We start from the raw sequence: 17883 nt of genomic DNA, 5'->3' as shown, positions 1-17883 counted from the left end.
CAAGCACCTCAACGAGGTGCTTGTTAATAAAGAGGGTTATGCCGAAGCGAGTTTATCGACGTTTTTGCCCTGAGGCTGCGAGGTTAAAAACTGGGTAAAACACGGGTTATTTGTTTCATCTTGTACGTTATAGCCTAAGCGATTTAAGTGCTCATTAAACACATCAAATTGGCTTGGTTCAATTGCAAAACCTGCTAATACATTCCCCGTAGAGCCACCATGATTACGATAATGAAATAAAGTAATATTCCAATTACTGCCTAAGGTATCTAAAAAGCGTGCTAATGCGCCCGGGTATTCAGGAAACTCAAACTGTAATAAACGTTCATGTAATTGCTCAGGTGCTTTACCTCCAACCATATAACGCACATGTAACTTAGCGAGTTCGTTATCCGATAGGTCGCAAAATTGATAATTGTTATTGGTTAGATCTCGCTTTAACTCTTCTAGCTCTTGTAACCCTTGACGTAGCGCAATACCTACAAATATTTGCGCATCGCCGGGCCCTGCATAACGATAATTAAACTCGGTAATAGCGCGCCCACCTAACGAGGCACAAAATTGTTTAAAACTGCCTTTTTCTTCATTAATGGTAACGGCTAATAGCGCTTCGTTTTTTTCGCCAAGTGCGGTGCGCTCTGCTACATAACGTAAGCGATCAAAATTTAAATTAGCTCCTGAAAGCACGGCAGCTAAATGCAGCCCTTTTAACCCCGATTGCTGACTCCACTTTTTCAGCCCGGCAGTGGCAAGCGCGCCTGAAGGCTCGGCAATGGCACGCGTAGATACAAAAATATCTTGCATGGCGGCGCATATCTCATCGCTGCTTACGGTAACTACGTCGTCGCAAAACTTTTGCGCTAATCTAAACGTTTCAGTGCCAATAATTTTAACCGCCACACCATCGGCAAAACTACCAACTCTATCAAGCTCTACTGGCTTACCTGCTTTTAGTGCGGCTTGTAAGCAGGCACTTTCGTCGGCTTCTACCCCTATTACTTTAATATCAGGGCGCAGTGATTTTATATATACCGCCATACCAGCAAGCAAACCGCCGCCGCCAACGGGAATAAATACCGCATCAAGCTCGTTTAACTGCTGCATTAGCTCACGGGCTACTGTGCCTTGCCCTACAATTACGTCTGGGTCGTCAAATGGCGGTACAAATATACCGTTGAGTTGCTCTGTAAGTTCTAGCGCATGGGCTTTAGCGGCATCAAAATGATGACCATGTAATACTACTTCACCACCAAGTGCACGCACTGCACTTACTTTTATTTCTGGGGTAGTTACTGGCATAACTATAGTTGCCTGATGCCCTAAATGTGAGGCACTCAGCGCCACACCTTGAGCATGATTTCCCGCAGATGCAGTAATCACTACTGAGCCTTTAGGCAGCTTGTTAAGTTTATTAAATGCACCACGTAATTTAAATGAGTACACCGGCTGCTGGTCTTCGCGTTTTAGCCACACATGGTTGCCCAGCTTAGTACTGAGTTCGGCCATTTTGCTAACCTCAGTTACTTTAGCCAGCGGCTCCATGTTTGCTTGAATAATTGCACGAAAATAATCGAGTTCTTGAGAAACCATAATTAACTAAGCTCCTCTAGTTTGGCTAAATCGCGCACTGCACCTTTATCGGCACTGGTAGCAAGTAGCGCATATGCTTTAAGCGCAGATGATACATAACGCTGACGATCAAGCGGTTTATAAGCCTGCTTGCCACGCGCTAGCTGTTTTTGTTTACGAGCTTCGAGCTCTGCATCGCTAAGCGCTAAAGTAATTTCGCGAGTAGCAATATCAATAATTATTTTATCGCCGTTTTCAACGTAGGCAATCGCACCACCACTAGCCGCTTCTGGTGATACATGGCCAATTGATAAGCCTGATGTGCCGCCAGAAAAACGACCATCAGTGATCAAGGCACATTTTTCTGCTAAGCCTTTTGACTTTAAGTAACTGGTTGGATAAAGCATTTCTTGCATTCCAGGCCCGCCTTTTGGCCCTTCATAACGAATAACCACTACATCGCCGGCTTTTACTTCGTCGTTTAAAATACCTTCTACCGAATCATCTTGCGACTCATACACCACGGCAGTACCTTCAAAATGTAGCATGTCATCAACTACACCCGCGCTCTTTACAACACAGCCATCAACCGCTAAATTGCCCGACAGTACGGCTAAACCACCATCTTGACGAAAAGCGTGTTCAACACTACGAATACAACCATGTTCGCGGTCGTTATCGCCCTCATCCCAACGGCATTCTTGGCTCATTGCTTTAGTAGTGCGAATACCCGCAGGGCCTGCACGATAAAATTTGCGAGCAGCTTCGTTAGTTGGGTCTGTTGCATCCCACTTTTTAACTAGCTCAGCCATTGTTGACCCAGCGACATGATTTACCGACATATCAACTAAGCCTGCTTTACCCAACTCACGTACAATTGCCATCATGCCACCAGCGCGGTGTACATCTTCAATATGATATTCTGGCGTAGCGGGTGCTACTTTACATAAAAAGGGCGTTTTACGAGATAGTGCATCAATGTGCGACATATCAAAATCAACACCTGCCTCTTGCGCCGCAGCAAGTAAATGTAATACCGTATTTGACGAGCCGCCCATGGCTATATCTACTACCATGGCGTTCATAAAGGCTGTTTTGTTAGCAATCGCGCGTGGCAATACTTCTTGGTTATCTTTTTGGTAATACTCGCGGCACAAATCAACAATGCGTGCGCCCGCTTCAACATATAATTGTTTACGGTCTTTATGCGTTGCTAGCGTAGTACCGTTACCCGGTAGTGCTAAACCAATGGCTTCAAGTAAACAGTTCATAGAATTGGCAGTAAACATGCCTGAACACGAACCACATGTAGGACATGCTGAGCGCTCCACTTGCTCTGAATCTGCATCACTTACCGACTCATCTGCACCTTTAACCATGGCGTCTACCAAATCGAGTTTAATATCGATATTAGCAAGTTTAGTTTTACCGGCTTCCATCGGACCACCCGATACAAATATAACCGGAATATTTAAACGCAACGCTGCAAGCATCATTCCTGGGGTAATTTTGTCGCAGTTTGAAATACAAATCATCGCATCGGCGCAGTGGCCATTAACCATGTACTCAACCGAGTCGGCAATTAGGTCGCGTGATGGCAGTGAATACAACATGCCACCATGGCCCATAGCAATACCATCATCTATAGCTATGGTGTTAAATTCTTTTGGCACGCCACCCGCTTGGGTAATGGTTTCAGCCATCAGTTCGCTCAGCTGATTAAGGTGCACATGCCCAGGTACAAATTGTGTAAATGAGTTTACAACCGCAATAATCGGCTTTCCGAAATCGCTATCTGTCATTCCTGTTGCACGCCATAATGCACGAGCACCTGCACGTTTTCGACCTTCGGTTGTTGTTGCACTTCTTAATTTTGCCATGGTTACCTCTGTTTTGCTGCTTTATAAGCAAGCATTCCTCATTCTTAGTTATTGAGTAAGTTTATTAACCCACTCTGCAATTGTTTACTGCGCGCACACTTAAACCGCTTGTTGCTGTAAATTTTGTAAAGTAACGGCTTTTACGTCCACCAGCTTATTTAGCTGGCTGGTTAATAAGTGAATTGGCTTATCGCTGTCTACCGTCATGGTTACATGGTATTGGCCATCGTCTATGTTGAGTTGAAAATGGGTTAAGTCAAAACCACGATGACGTACTACGCGTAAAAAACGCTCTACAGCAATACTTTGATTTTTTAAGGCGATTGTTAAACTATGTTTCATTGTGCTTTCCCCGTCATCATTTCATCGTTAGCTGCACCTGGTGGTACTAGCGGCCATACATTTTCTTTATTATCAATGCAGGCATGTACTATGTATGGACCTTTACTATTAACCAGTGCAGTTATTGCATCGTCAACTTGATTAGCATGGGTTATGGTTTGCCCTGGTATACCAAATACCGCTGCTAGCTGCACAAAGTCTGGATTATCTGAAAGGTCAGTTTCTGAGTAGCGCTCTTCAAAAAACAGCTCCTGCCATTGACGTACCATACCTAAGCGTTGGTTATCTAAAATAAGTATTTTTACTGGTAAATTATTACGACGAATTGTTGCCAACTCTTGAATGTTCATCATGATAGAGCCATCACCAGATACCGTAATAACAAAGTCATCGGGGCGCGCTACTTGTGCACCAATTGCCGCAGGTAAACCAAAGCCCATAGTGCCTGCACCACCACTACTTAAGTGATTACTGGGATGATTAAATTTCATATGCTGGGCCACCCACATTTGGTGCTGACCTACATCGCAGCACACGACACCCGTTTTAGGCATACGTTGGCTAAGTTGATTAAGTAAATAGGGTGCAAATACCTTGTCGCCCGGATAGTCGTAACGCCATGCATATTTAACCATCATTGCTTTGTTATAATCGCACCATGCTTGCGGAGTTACAAAGCACTCTAATGCAGGTAAGGACGTTTTTAAGTCAGCAATTAAAGAAGCTTTTGCTGGTTTACGCTTACCGACTTCTGCGGCGTCTATGTCTAAATGAATTACTTTAGCGTTTGCAGCAAACTTTGCTAAGTTGCCGGTAACACGGTCATCAAACCGCGCCCCAATACACACTAGTACATCGCATTCTTGCACCGCTAAGTTAGCAGCTTGGCCGCCGTGCATACCTAGCATACCTAAGTAATACTCGTAATCGGGTAACACACTGCCCAGCGCTTTAAGTGTGGCAACCGCTGGCATGTGGGTTTTATTTAAAAACTGCATCAACTGGGCTTGTGCATCCGCTGATTGCACTCCACCACCTACATAAGCAACCGGCTGTTTAGCTTCACTAAGCAGTTGATTAGCAATAGCAACTTGCTTTAAATCAAGTTCTGGTAAGTACTCGTCTGCTGCTAGCCAAGGCTGAAATGGCACTTGCGCCATTTGAATGTCTTTTGGGATATCTACGAGTACGGGCCCTGGGCGACCGCTTTGCGCTAAGTGCATGGCCTCTTGCAGTATTTCGGCTAAGTCTTCGGCTCGCTCTACCATGTAACTGTGCTTAGTACACGACAGCGACATACCTAACACATCTACCTCCTGAAAGGCATCTGAACCAATCGCTGCGGTAGGCACTTGCCCGGTAATTGCTAATAATGGCACTGAGTCCATCATCGCATCGGCAAGAGCAGTAATTAAGTTAGTGGCACCAGGGCCTGACGTTGCAAAACACACTCCTAATTTACCCGTACTACGAGCAAAACCTACTGCCGCAAAGCCTGCACCTTGCTCATGCCGAGTAAGGTAGTGCTTGACTGGCGCGCCATACAAGGCATCGTAAATTGGCATAATAGCTCCGCCTGGGTAGCCAAATACTTCTTTTACGCCGTGTTTGGCTAATAAATCTATTGTTAATTCTGCGCCTGTCATTAATAAAACCCTCATTCCTCAGTGACAATTCAATCACATATTTTGCCGCTAAAACCAAAAAGCCCCCCGAACGGTTAAGTGCGGAGGGCTTTTAAATGCTTAAGTTTTTTAAAGCACTACGAAGCCCTCGCGGGAATAATCACCACGATAATAATCAGGACTAGGTTTAGTGCGTTTGCAAGCATGTAATTAATACCAAATGTTGTTAAATTATCGCAAAGGCTATTCCTTTGCTCTCTTTTTATATTAATACCGTGCTGAGCCCTTTAAGTCAACATCAAATTCAATTCAAATAAAAGACAAATAAGCAATTTAAGTGGTTTTAATATTCACTATAATTACCTGCTATGGTTTTTTTATGTGAATAGTTAAGCGCTATAAATTCCCTATTCTAATATGCCCTTTTTATGGTTTGATTAATTTTTAATAATACTCTGGGAATAAATTTATTTTACCCCCTCAGGAAATGCGTAGCTTCTCTTAAGCAGTTCTTAAGTGTTGTTGCATAACATGGCGTTGTTGTTTTAAACGAGCCTAAATATGCATTCACTTAGTCCTATATCTACACAGCAAAAACTTAATCGTGGTAAACGGTTTTACATTCACTGTAGCGCCAACGCTTTTGTAGTAATGATTGCCTGCTACTATTGTTTGGTTATAAATATTCCATTCATTCATGGCTCTTTTAGCGCCATTACTTCTTTAGCTTCTTTTTCGTGGCTATTTTTATTTTCAGTACCGCTATTACTACTCTGCCTGCTAATTATATTTTTTTCGATAGTGTCGGTTCGGTGGTTATTAAAGCCACTTAATTACTTTTTATTGGTTATTTCCAGTGCAGTACTTTACGGCACCTTAAATTATGGCGTGGTGTTTGATTATTCTATGATCCAAAACACCTTCGAAACTGATTCAAGCGAAGCATTAAGCTATTTAAATCCGCAGCTTATTGGCTTTTTACTGCTGTTTTGTGCCCTGCCTGTTTTTGTTTTAAGCAAAATAAAAATACACTTTACCCGCCCTCACCAAGAAGTACTTAGCCGCGTAAAGCTAGTTGTAGCGTGTTTGGCGCTTATAGTATTGGTGGTTACAAACTTTTATGCCGACTATGCTGCAACGGGCCGCAATAACCGCATTTTGAAAAAAGAAATTATTCCATTTCAGTATCTCTCTAGCGGCTATAAATATATGCGCGATCAGCTGCTGTATACCAATATGGAATTTAAAAATATAGATGCTGCACCTACCCTAATTGCGCCTAATACCAGTAGCGTAACCGTAATAGTGGTTGGTGAAACTGCACGAGCAGAAAACTTTGCTTATCAAGGTTATAAACGTAACACCAATTTTTATACCCAAAAACACGGCGTTACTTACTTTAATAATGTGGCGTCTTGCGGCACGGCTACAGCGGTATCTGTACCTTGTATGTTTTCGTTGCAAACACAAACAAACTTTGATCGACTCGAAGCCGACAGCCAGCAAAACTTGATTGATTTGGCCCAGCACGCAGGCAGTGATGTACTCTGGGTTGATAACAACAGCGGCTGTAAAGACGTATGTACGCGAGTAGTTACTATCGACATACCTACAACAAAATCTACTTTATGTGATGGTAAGTACTGTTTTGATGAAGCGCTATTAGCTCCACTTAAACACAAACTGGCTAATTTAACCCAAGCTAACACCGTTATCGTACTGCATATGATGGGCTCGCACGGGCCAACTTACTTTAAACGCTACCCTGAACAATTTAAACAATTTACCCCAACCTGCGACAGAAGCGATATTCAAAATTGCTCATTTGATGAATTAGTTAATACCTACGACAACACCATTGCGTACAGCGACTTTGTTAACGCCCAAGTAATTGAGCAATTAAAAACGCTGCCAAACAATATAGATAAGCAATTTTTATATGTGTCAGATCATGGTGAATCTCTTGGCGAGGGCGGTGCTTATTTACATGGCTTTCCGTATAGCTTTGCGCCTAGCACACAAACCCACGTACCACTTTATATGTGGGCTGATGAGCATAATCAGCGCATTACCAATACCTGCTTAGCTAATTTAGACACCAATGCTGCACGCTCACACAACAATATTTTCCACACCCTTTTAAATTTAATTGGCATTAACAGCAAAACGTATCAGGCATCGCTTGATCTACTTGCGAGCTGCCAAACAACACCAAGCGAAATACAACTATGAGCAATAAAACCGTTACAAAACGCCAAGGCTTAATGCGCCTTATTTTTACCTTAAGCCATTCTTTTAACGGCTTAAAATGGATGAGTCGATTTGAAGCGGCGTTTCAACAAGAGTTAGCACTGTTTTCGTTACTTGGTGTGTTTGTGTATCTGCAAGAAATTGCACTAAGCGATAAATTACTACTTATAGCCAGCCTGCTTTTTGTATTGTTTGCTGAACTAGTAAATACGGCAGTTGAGGTTGTAGTTGATAGGATTGGCAGCGAACACCATGAGCTTTCGGGTCTCGCTAAAGATATAGCCTCTGCCAGTGTGTTTATAGCCATGTTAATTGCCGCACTTATTTGGTGGGCTGTATTATGGGCTTAAAGCTAAATTTTATACCTAAAATAACGGGGCTAATAGTTAAAGTAATACCTCAGGTGAAAAATGCACTTGGCCCGGTATGGATTTTTGTTGTATTTGCTGTTTTAGCCCTTGGCTTTTTAACACTTGCTCGCTTTGGTTTAAGTGTATGGCAAGGGGAGCGTGTATTTGGATCGCATGCGTGGTTGTCTATATTTATAGGTGGTTTAAGAGTTGATATAGCCACTTTAAGCTACATTATTATGCCCGTATTGCTACTTACTTTACTGATGCAAAGCGTAGGTTGGCAAAATAAAATACGCAGCCTAATTAAAATTTACTTAGTGGGTATGTCTGCTTTACTCGTTTTTTTTGAAGTGATTACCCCTACATTTATAAACGAGTATGATTTACGCCCAAACCGCTTATTTATAGAGTATTTAATTTACCCTAAAGAAGTCTCTAAAATGATTCTTTCGGGCTATAAATTAGAAATACTTATTGCTGTTATAGCACTTATTTTAAGCTGCAAATTTGCAGGTAAAGTATTTAGCCATCAATGGCAAAGTAAGTCGTCACTAACAAGGTTAAATCAATCAATTTTAGCGTTAGTTTTAGTGTGCTTAACTATTTTAGGCGCGCGTAATTCATTAGGGCACAGACCACTTAACCCAGCCATGGTATCGTTTTCGACCGATCACTTACTTAACGACTTAACCCTTAACTCACTTTATAGCGTAGCATTTGCGGTAAAGCAGCTCTCTAATGAGCAATCTAGCCAAGATTATTACGGAAAAATGCCAGCAGATGAACTGCTCAGTATAGTGCGCAATAATATGCAAGATAGCCAAGCCACATTTACTGATAAAAGTGCGCCAACAAACACCTTTCATACCGCAACGAATAATACTAAACCAAAAAACCTAGTCATTATTTTACAAGAAAGCTTAGGGGCACGCTATGTAGGCACACTTGGCGGTTTACCACTTACACCTAATATTGACGCACTTTATCAGCAAGGTTGGGGGTTTGATAATTTATATGCCACAGGCACGCGCTCGGTGCGTGGTATTGAAGCGATAATTACAGGCTTTACGCCTACACCTTCGCGTGCAGTTGTTAAGCTTGATAAATCACAACGTGACTTTTTTACTATCGCTGACTTTTTAGCGAGGCAAAATTATAACACCCAATTTATTTATGGCGGCGAAAGCCACTTTGATAACATGCGAAGCTTCTTTTTAGGTAATGGCTTTAAAGATATTGTAGATACAAATAACTTTAATAAAATAGACTTTAATGGCTCGTGGGGCGCATCAGACGAAGACTTATACGACCAAGCTGATATCGAACTCACTAAACTTAAAAAACAAAATAAACCATTTTTAAGTCTTATATTTTCCAGCTCCAACCATAGCCCGTATGAATTTCCTGACGATAAAATAACCCTGTACGACAAACAAAAACAAACCCGCAATAATGCGGCAAAATACGCTGACTACGCGCTAGGTACATTTATCGAAAAAGCTAAAAAGTCGAGCTACTGGGACGATACGGTATTTATTGTAATAGCCGATCACGACTCGCGTGTATCAGGTGCTAGCTTGGTGCCAATTGATCACTTTAGAATTCCAGCGGTTATTTTTGGTAAAGACATTGCCCATAAACGCGATAATCAACTAGCCAGCCAACTCGATATTCCCGTTACTTTACTATCTTTAATTGGCGTAAGTGGCAAACACCCTATGATAGGCCATGATTTATCAAAACCTATTAGCGACAACAAACAACGCGCAATGATGCAATACGACAAAAACTTTGCCTATATGCACGACAATAAAGTGGTGGTGCTACAACCGCAAAAACCAGCAACCACCTATACGTATAGTAATAATCAGCTTGTGCCATGTAAAAACGATGAGCAACTGATTAAAAAAGCCCTAGCCCATGCCAACCTAGGTAACTTAGCTTATACAAATGGTTGGTATCATTAACAAAGTGACTTGATAATAAAGCCTTGTTAAAGTAACAAGGCTATTTTTACAAATCGAGCAAAGATGAACATCCTCGTTATTGAAGACTCAGAAGCACTAAGGCGCAGCCTGCAAGTAGGCCTTGGCAACCTTGGTTTTACCGTAGATGAAACCGGTGACGGCTCAGAAGGATTAAGCATGGCACTTAGTGGAAACTACGACCTAATATTACTTGATTTAATGCTACCGAGTGTAGATGGCATGAGTATTTTGCAAGCATTGCGCAGCAGTAATAACCAAAGCCGTGTACTTATTTTATCTGCTCGTAGTGAGCCGCAAGATAAAATAAATGGCCTTATGAAAGGGGCTGACGATTATTTAACTAAGCCGTTTTCGTTTGAAGAACTTCACGCTCGCGTGCTTGCGCTACTTCGCCGTGGTTCACTGCAAAACCAACAAAATACGCTTACCGTAGGTGACTGTGTATTAGATCTTTCGCTAAAAACACTTCATTACCAGCAACATGCCATTGAACTCACTCGTAATGAATACAAAATAATAGAGTGCTTATTTAATGCCCCCGAGCGAGTATTAGGGCTGGAGCTTATAAGTGAAGCGGTGGTCGGTCAGTTCGATATGCTCTCTAAAAATGCGCTTGAAGCACATATATCAACCATACGTAAAAAAGTAAGACAGTTTGATGGCGAACTCCCTATAAAAAATAAACGTGGGTTTGGTTATGTCGCAACAACAAAGTAAAAGTCACTCAATAAAACGTAAACTCGTTAATAATATTAGCGCGGTGATCTCCGTTATATTATTCACTATATTTTTAACTGTTGATTTAAGTGTAGATTCTTGGGTAGAGGAGCAGTTTAATCAATCCCTCACTAATAAAGCTAACTACTTAAAAACCTTAGTAGAGGATGACAACGGTAAAGTTGAGTTTGAATTTTCGGGTAAATTCATGTCGGAATACGAACAAGCCGACGCCAGTGAGTTTTACCAATTATGGCATGGCAGCGAGGTGTTTGAGCGCTCTCAATCGTTACAACTGTATAAAAACACTCAACTGCCTTTTTTAGAACTACCTATAAACGAATCTAAAATAATTGATTACGACTTACCTAACGGACAAAGCGGCCGAGTACTTATAAGCCACTTTGTTGCTAAAAAAGATATTAGAAACACCAACGCATCAGCTACTATTAACAGTATGACCCTGGCAATAGCAGCCCCAACGGCCGAGCTTAATAAAGTACTGATCATTATTGATGTGGTGTTTATTCTCACCTGTGTGATTGGTGTATTTGGCGTGCGCTACTTGGTTACACGCATTGTAAATAAAGGGCTATTTCCGCTACACAATCTGAACGAGCAAATAAAACGTCTCGATATTACAACCGTGGCACAAACTATAGAAAGCGACTTTAAAGTAGAAGAAATAGAGCCTATACGCAATGAACTCAATAAATTCATTACTACTAATCAGCAGCTTTATAGTAATGAAAAACGCCTTACCAGCGATATAGCGCACGAGCTTAAAACTCCCATTGCAGAGCTAATAAGCTTATCCGAGGTCGCACTTAAATACCCAGATGACAAGCGTATTAGCGATACCTATACCAGTGACATACTCAGTATTTCTGAGCGTATGAAAACCATTGTAAACAACCTACTATTACTACAGCGCTCAACTAGCAGCATAGAATTAAATGCGCAAACTATCGTTTTAAATAATTTGCTCAAACAAACAATTAATGAGCTAACCTTTAAACATCCTAATATTGCCACCCGTATAAATAATACTATTGCAAATAATGTAACCATTATTGCTGACGAGTTTAGCCTTAATACTATTTTATGTAATTTAATAGATAACGCGTTATTTTATGGTTTAACGCAGCACAACATCAAATTAAGTGCCGTAAGTAACCCAAAATCCACTATCATTTCATTAAGTAATAAAGTGGCTACTGTATTGAGCGAACAACAATTACAAGCTATTTTCGACCCGCTTTATCAGCTAGATTCATCTAGAACTAATAACCACCGTCACGGTTTAGGGTTATCTATTGTGCAGAGCTTATGTAACTTAAATGGCTTTACTATTACGGCTAGTAATACCGAAAACAATACGCTAACGTTTATATTAACGCTGCCCTCCGGGTAAATTTAGGTTAGTATTTACACTACTAATTTTTGAGATTTTAAGGACAAACCATGAATGCTCTTACTCGTATTAGCCACTTTTTTATTGTGGCGTTACTTATAACATTTAGCCTTAACAGCTATGCTGCTCCTGCGTTATACAAAATAGAAAAAAACGGAGTTAATTCCTATTTATTTGGCACTGTGCACGTAGGCGACGCCAGCATGCAAGGCTTGCCTAAAAATGTAACTGATGCAATTGATGCAAGCTCTCAAGTTATTGTAGAGGTAGATATAAACAAACTAACGCCACTGCAAATGCAGCAGCGCTCTATGCCACTCATGCTACTAAAAAACGGTAAAACATTGCAAACTGAGCTCTCTGCAGAAAATTACAATAAACTTAAAGATTATTTTGCCAAAAAGTCGATTGATGTGGCTATGTTTAATGGCTTAAAGCCATGGGCGGTAATGGTAACTATGATGCAAATTGAGTTTCAAAATGCCGGTTATTCAGATAAAACAGGTATTGATAAGCAAGTACTCGCTTACGCCAAAAATAAAGATATTAAAGTAGGGGAGCTGGAGACTCTTGAACAACAACTACAAATGTTTGATGGTATGGAATTATTAAGTAATGAAATGATTGCAGAAACCTTTGAGCAGCTTGCCGACATTAATACCTACTTTATTAAGCTAGTTGATGCCTGGAAAAATGGCGATATGCAAACTCTAACCAATTATTACAATACTAGTTTTGATGATAGTAATTACGGTGAAATTAGTGAGCAAGTAATGCTCATTAACCGCAACAACAACTGGATTAAACAACTAACACCACGTTTAGTAAACGAGCAACTATTTATTGCCGTCGGCGCACTGCACTTACCTGAACAACACGGCTTACTTAAACAATTAAAAGATAAAGGTTTTAACGTTACTCGTCTTTAAAATAAAAAATAGGTTGAGTGATTTTTCATTCAACCTTTCTCTCAGTTTTAATTAAAATCTTCCATTTTTAAGTAATTCTCTATACCGTTAATTTTATCTGCCGCATGATGATTTACATAAATTACCGTGCTGCTGCCTGCGGCGCATATTTTTTCAATCAATAATAGCACTCGCTGTCGGTTTGCCTCATCTAACCCTAAACAGGGCTCGTCTAAAATAAGCAAGGTTGGGTGCTTAACCATAGCGCGGGCAATAAGTAACAACCGCTGATCGCCATACGATAACTGAGTAAACGAGGTATTATATTGCTCCTCCAAACCTATTAACGCGAGCCATTGTTTGGCAATATTAATTTGTGCATCACTTGGGGTTTGATACAAACCTATACTGTCGTAAAAGCCAGAAACAATAGTATTTAATGCCGAAATACTCACCCTATAATCCATGTGTAGCGCATTCGATATAAAGCCAATATGTTGCTTTATATCCCAAATACTCTCCCCCGTGCCACGCTTAAAGCCAAACACTTCAATATTGTTGTTATAACACTGCGGATTATCGCCAGTAATTAAATTTAATAAGCAGGTTTTACCTGAGCCATTTTTACCACTTAACTGCCAATGCTGATGTTTATTAATAGTCCAATCAAGCCCTGTAAAAATACTCAAACCACTATAACTTACACTTGCTTGGCTTAGCTTTACCAAGGTATTGCCCGTAAACACCCCTTGAACTTGCGCGCTATCTCGCTCTGGAATATTCAGTTGGCTGTGCTCTAAGTGCAGTAACTTGAGTAAATCGGCTACTTGCTCTGCATTTGGATGCGCTAAAATAGACTGTAAACACCCTTGATTTACATAACCATAATGAGTAATAAAAGCAGGAATTTCGTCTACACGATTCACTACAAACACAAAACTAATATATTCACTTAATTGCGCCAAAATGACATTAAGCGCAGTACTCGACTCTACATCAAGCCCGTCAAAGGGTTCATCAAGCACCACTAAATTAGGCCGCGAACTCAGCGTTTTAATTAATAATAACTTTCGAGTTTCACCGGTTGAAAGCTCTCTAAAATGACGAGCTAGTAATTTCTCAAAGTCTAATATGTTAATTAAACGCAGCGCCAAATCGACATCATAATTGGCTGTACCCAATAACAGCTCTTTCACTGAGCTTTGTTTGTCATTTTTTAGTTCTTTATTAATAAGCTGTTTTTGCGCATCAGATGAAACCAATTGCACAGCATCTATACTGCAACTGCGCTTACCACTACTGTGCTTAGCTTCGCCAGCTAACGCAGCAGTAATAGCTGACTTGCCGGCACCATTAGCGCCAAGTAACAACCAATGCTCGCCTTGGTTAACCTGCCAACTTAGGTCATTAATATGGTAACGACTTTGCCCTTGGCCTTGTAAATAGCCACTAAATGCTTGAAGCTGAATTGACTGCACTGTTTACTCTTATTATTTATTCTACTTAATTTAAATTACCGCAAAGTTAAACTTCGAAGCAACCGCTATTTCCTGCACTGTAAATTATTTCAAGTAATAAGCAGCAAGCAATAAAAAAAGCCCAGCAACTTAGTGCTGGGCTTGCGTTTAGTTCATTAAAACTAGCGGTTTTCTAAGCGATTATAGTCAAACATACCGTATTCAACACCACGATACTGCTTAGCAGCCCGATGTAAAATGTCGCTATACTGCCAAAATTGTGGATGAGTACGGCGAATGCCAAACTTAGATTTTAACGCACGATAATCAGCTTCAATTTGCATCAGTGGTAACTGCTCTGCAAATGCTGCAACTTGCTGTTGATTATTTAAATACCAAATAGCACTTGGATAATCCCCAATAAAACCAGGAACTAGAGTGACAGTATCTTCTTCAAAAGCTCGCTGACCTTCTTCGTTAAGTAAGCTAGAGATATTGTAATGTGCGTTATGATGAATAATGGTATACGCTTTATGGCTATTGTCTGTTTGCTTAACCAATACATAAGATACAGGTGGCAATAAGTTAATTGCCTTAACAGGCATAGTATTAATACTTGCTAACGGCCCAGAAACGCTAGTGTAATCGTAATGCTCGCTAAGTACGGGCGATAATGCCGTTTTAATTAAGCCATAAAGCTCATGTTGCGGATCATCGGTTTTATAAACTATTCCGCTAGGTTGGCTAAACTCTTGGTTACTTTTAAAGAACTTAGATAAGCTAGGCGGTGACTTACGATACCAACTACTTTTAATTTGCTCTCGTTTATCTTCAGGTAATAGGCCAAGAAAGTTACCCTCTCCCTCTAAACGTAAAAAATCCATATATAAACGTGTAACGAGTTGGTGCCCTACATTGCCGTATACATCAAATCCAGCAACCAATAAATAGTGAATGCGCTCAAATAAAGCATAATCAAGCACCCACATAGTTTTAGGCTCTTGTCCAATTAAGCCTTTCACAACCGTAGCACTGTCTGAGTGACGAAATACAGTTAACGCAGCATTTTTATTAACACCATCACCTTTCCACAATAAATTAGTGGTTAAGTGATCGCCATTTTTAAACAGCTCATTAGCCAGCTCAACTTTAGCTTTTAAGTAACGTTTTTCGCGCACCGAATATTTAATCCAGCTTTTAATCGCTAATGCGTTACTTTCTTCAGCGGCAGGTAGCTCAAGCGCATCTTCGTGCTGAATCAGCATTTCACCTACAGCAGGAGTAGCCACTTTTTTAGGATCAGCAAATGCAACCCAAAAATGATCATTTATGACGTTAAGTGCAATTTGCCCACGACAAACCGGCCCTTTAATAAAGCCCATAATTATTAACTCAGCTTCATCAAGCATAAACTGATATTTTGAGTCGATTGGAATCACTTCATAGGTTTTAAAAGGATTAGAGGCAGCCTTTGGCTCATAGCTTGGCATGCTCGCTACCGTATATTCAGGCTCTATAAACTGCTGATATAAACGCGTTAGCTTTGCATCATTTAATTTAAGTGGCAAATGTGTTTTTGACAAAATAGTTGAGCGTTCATGCATCATTCGATAGTAAACACGTTCAACATTAGGATCATCATAAGGACGACGTGTGCTAATGAGTTTAATATCTTCACCGGGTGGTGTACTTGAGCGCACTAATTTAAAAAAGGTTTGCGTGTTTTCTGGAGTGAAATAGATATTTGCTAAAAACCAATGCTCGTAAATATAACGCGCAGAAAGCTGATACTTTAAACTATCTTGATTTAAAAATGCTTCCCAACGCTTAATTTGTTGTAGCTCAAACGCTGTTGGCGGTGCAATATTGGCCATTTTACCACCGTTTTTCAGCCAATTTTGTAAGTGCTTAAATTCCTCACGCGATACGCCTGGCAAACCATAAGGCATACCACCATGTGGTTGATCATCCGCCAACCTATCAAACTCTCCCATAGTGGCACAGGTTTGAGAGCGACTTAACGAAAAATCAAAATCACCATCATCAAGTACTTCATTGTTAGCAATATCAGAGCTTTGCTTTAGCACTAAGCTATTAAATAACACACTGCCTGCTAAGTTTGCTTCTATGCTTTGCTCGCGCTCATTTAGCACCGGCGAAAAACCTTTATCACGCCATTGCTGGGTATTATCTGCATCAAACAACAAACGGCTCGGTGTAGTGGCTAATAAACGCGTACCATCATAGACCAGCTCTTTACTTAAACCTCTATCAATGCCTTCGGGAGATGAGAGCTTAAGCTGACATGGCGCATCGTAGCAACCGTGGCAAACTACACAGCGTGTATCAAGCACTGGCTTTACATTTTGTAAAAAATCAGCCCCCTCAATTGTACTATGTAAAACCATACGATCTTGTGTTTGCTCAGGGCCAAATAAATCATTGTAATGAGCATTACCTAAATACGCACAGCCACTTAAAATAATCAGTATTAGCGTACTTATTACGACTTTTCTCATCATTCGTCCTCATCGCCCAAATCAAACGTAGGCATCATATCCATTTGTGGAGAAACAAATGTTTGTTGATCTGCTGTAATCAGTACTGCACTTAATAATGGCCCGCGGGTTAAAGTTAATTGTGCATCATGCTGTTGCTCTGCAATATCTGCCAGTTCAGGGTTAACTATTGTTAACTGATAGCTCTCAACACTAATTGCTATACTACTGTCTTCACTAGGGTTTTGACATAGTTGAGTCAGCAATTCGTCATCTAGTGGCAATGAAATTTCAAAGTCAGGTTGCTCTAAATCTCTGTCACTTAAAGTGTCATCAAAAAGAAATAAAGGAAGGGTTAAAGTGCTATCTTGTTCAAATTCCATTGTGCTGATTCTCTCAATACGGCTATACAGGCTATTTATAAAACAATTATAGCAAATAATAAGATCAAAAATTAGCGAAAGTTATCAACAGTAACTACGCCTATGTGCTGTATTTAGTGATAAAAAACGAATAACAACATTATCAATTCAATCATACTCACAAGTTAAGTTTAACCTTATTCGCCGGTGGTGATTTTTTTTATGATTTTATCATCGGGTATCGCGTTGCTCGCCCGACCTACGTGTTAGGTGTTGGATGAGTGTATATTAATTATACGAACCTCACTTTCCTGCAGATGTAAAAAAGCCCGACTATTTCTAGTCGAGCTTTCTATAATTTGGAGCCTGGTAATGTCGTAGTGCCCACAGCGGTAGAAAATCACAGTGCAAATGCACCACATTCATTGGCTAGTGGTGATGTTTTTATGATTTGAGTGTCGGGTATCGCTACGCTCGCCCGACCTACGCGGGAGACTTGTGTACATTACTCACCCACACT

General features: G+C 40.6%; 13 protein-coding genes. 6 read left to right on the top strand and 7 right to left on the bottom strand.

Going from position 1 to position 17883, the window contains the following annotated elements:
* Positions 1-36: 36 nt before the first annotated feature.
* From ilvA to ilvG, 4 genes are all read right to left on the bottom strand, one after another.
* Positions 37-1590 (bottom strand): threonine ammonia-lyase, biosynthetic, encoded by a 1554-nt coding sequence (ilvA, locus tag H5079_RS07800; RefSeq protein ID WP_089368828.1) that lies wholly within the window; start codon positions 1588-1590, stop codon positions 37-39.
* Between the two features lie 2 nt (positions 1591-1592).
* Positions 1593-3449, bottom strand: a complete 1857-nt coding sequence (gene ilvD, locus H5079_RS07795; RefSeq protein ID WP_086994745.1) for a dihydroxy-acid dehydratase — start codon at positions 3447-3449, stop codon at positions 1593-1595.
* 99 nt (positions 3450-3548) lie between these two features.
* Entirely contained in the window at positions 3549-3791 is a 243-nt protein-coding gene (ilvM, locus tag H5079_RS07790) for an acetolactate synthase 2 small subunit (RefSeq protein WP_058374304.1), read from the bottom strand.
* Positions 3788-5437, bottom strand: a complete 1650-nt coding sequence (gene ilvG, locus H5079_RS07785; RefSeq protein ID WP_182677578.1) for an acetolactate synthase 2 catalytic subunit — start codon at positions 5435-5437, stop codon at positions 3788-3790. The genes ilvM and ilvG overlap by 4 nt, the downstream gene beginning before the upstream one ends.
* Positions 5438-5977: 540 nt before the next feature.
* On the opposite strand from ilvG, the gene H5079_RS07780 reads away from it, so the two are divergent.
* The 6 genes from H5079_RS07780 (at position 5978) to H5079_RS07755 (ending at position 13067) form a co-directional block, all read left to right on the top strand.
* Entirely contained in the window at positions 5978-7648 is a 1671-nt protein-coding gene (locus H5079_RS07780) for a phosphoethanolamine transferase (RefSeq protein WP_182683849.1), read from the top strand.
* A complete protein-coding gene (locus H5079_RS07775; RefSeq protein WP_182683848.1) occupies positions 7645-8016 on the top strand; it encodes a diacylglycerol kinase in 372 nt (123 codons plus the stop codon). Before H5079_RS07780 ends, H5079_RS07775 begins: the two co-directional genes overlap by 4 nt.
* Positions 8007-9986 (top strand): LTA synthase family protein, encoded by a 1980-nt coding sequence (locus tag H5079_RS07770; RefSeq protein WP_182683847.1) that lies wholly within the window; start codon positions 8007-8009, stop codon positions 9984-9986. The genes H5079_RS07775 and H5079_RS07770 overlap by 10 nt, the downstream gene beginning before the upstream one ends.
* 63 nt (positions 9987-10049) lie before the next feature.
* The gene (locus H5079_RS07765) at positions 10050-10724 is read left to right on the top strand and encodes a response regulator transcription factor (protein ID WP_011329418.1); all 675 of its coding nucleotides are present in this window, start codon (positions 10050-10052) and stop codon (positions 10722-10724) included.
* Entirely contained in the window at positions 10705-12138 is a 1434-nt protein-coding gene (locus tag H5079_RS07760) for a sensor histidine kinase KdpD (protein ID WP_182683846.1), read from the top strand. The genes H5079_RS07765 and H5079_RS07760 overlap by 20 nt, the downstream gene beginning before the upstream one ends.
* A gap of 50 nt (positions 12139-12188) precedes the next feature.
* Positions 12189-13067 (top strand): TraB/GumN family protein, encoded by an 879-nt coding sequence (locus H5079_RS07755; RefSeq protein WP_086994760.1) that lies wholly within the window; start codon positions 12189-12191, stop codon positions 13065-13067.
* Positions 13068-13114: 47 nt separating this feature from the next.
* On the opposite strand, the gene H5079_RS07750 is transcribed toward H5079_RS07755, so the two are convergent.
* From H5079_RS07750 to H5079_RS07740, 3 genes are all read right to left on the bottom strand, one after another.
* Entirely contained in the window at positions 13115-14524 is a 1410-nt protein-coding gene (locus H5079_RS07750) for an ATP-binding cassette domain-containing protein (protein WP_182683845.1), read from the bottom strand.
* Between the two features lie 161 nt (positions 14525-14685).
* Entirely contained in the window at positions 14686-17022 is a 2337-nt protein-coding gene (locus H5079_RS07745) for a fatty acid cis/trans isomerase (protein WP_182683907.1), read from the bottom strand.
* Positions 17022-17384 carry a hypothetical protein gene (locus tag H5079_RS07740; RefSeq protein ID WP_011329423.1) on the bottom strand — a complete coding sequence of 121 codons (363 nt, stop codon included), beginning with the start codon at positions 17382-17384 and terminating at the stop codon, positions 17022-17024. Before H5079_RS07740 ends, H5079_RS07745 begins: the two co-directional genes overlap by 1 nt.
* Between the last annotated feature and the right edge of the window lie 499 nt (positions 17385-17883).

It is taken from the genome of Pseudoalteromonas sp. SG44-5, from assembly GCF_014164175.1.
GTDB classification, from domain to species: domain Bacteria; phylum Pseudomonadota; class Gammaproteobacteria; order Enterobacterales; family Alteromonadaceae; genus Pseudoalteromonas; species Pseudoalteromonas nigrifaciens.
The sequence above is the reverse complement of the archived record's forward strand: the minus strand, read 5'-3'. Positions and strand labels throughout refer to the sequence as shown.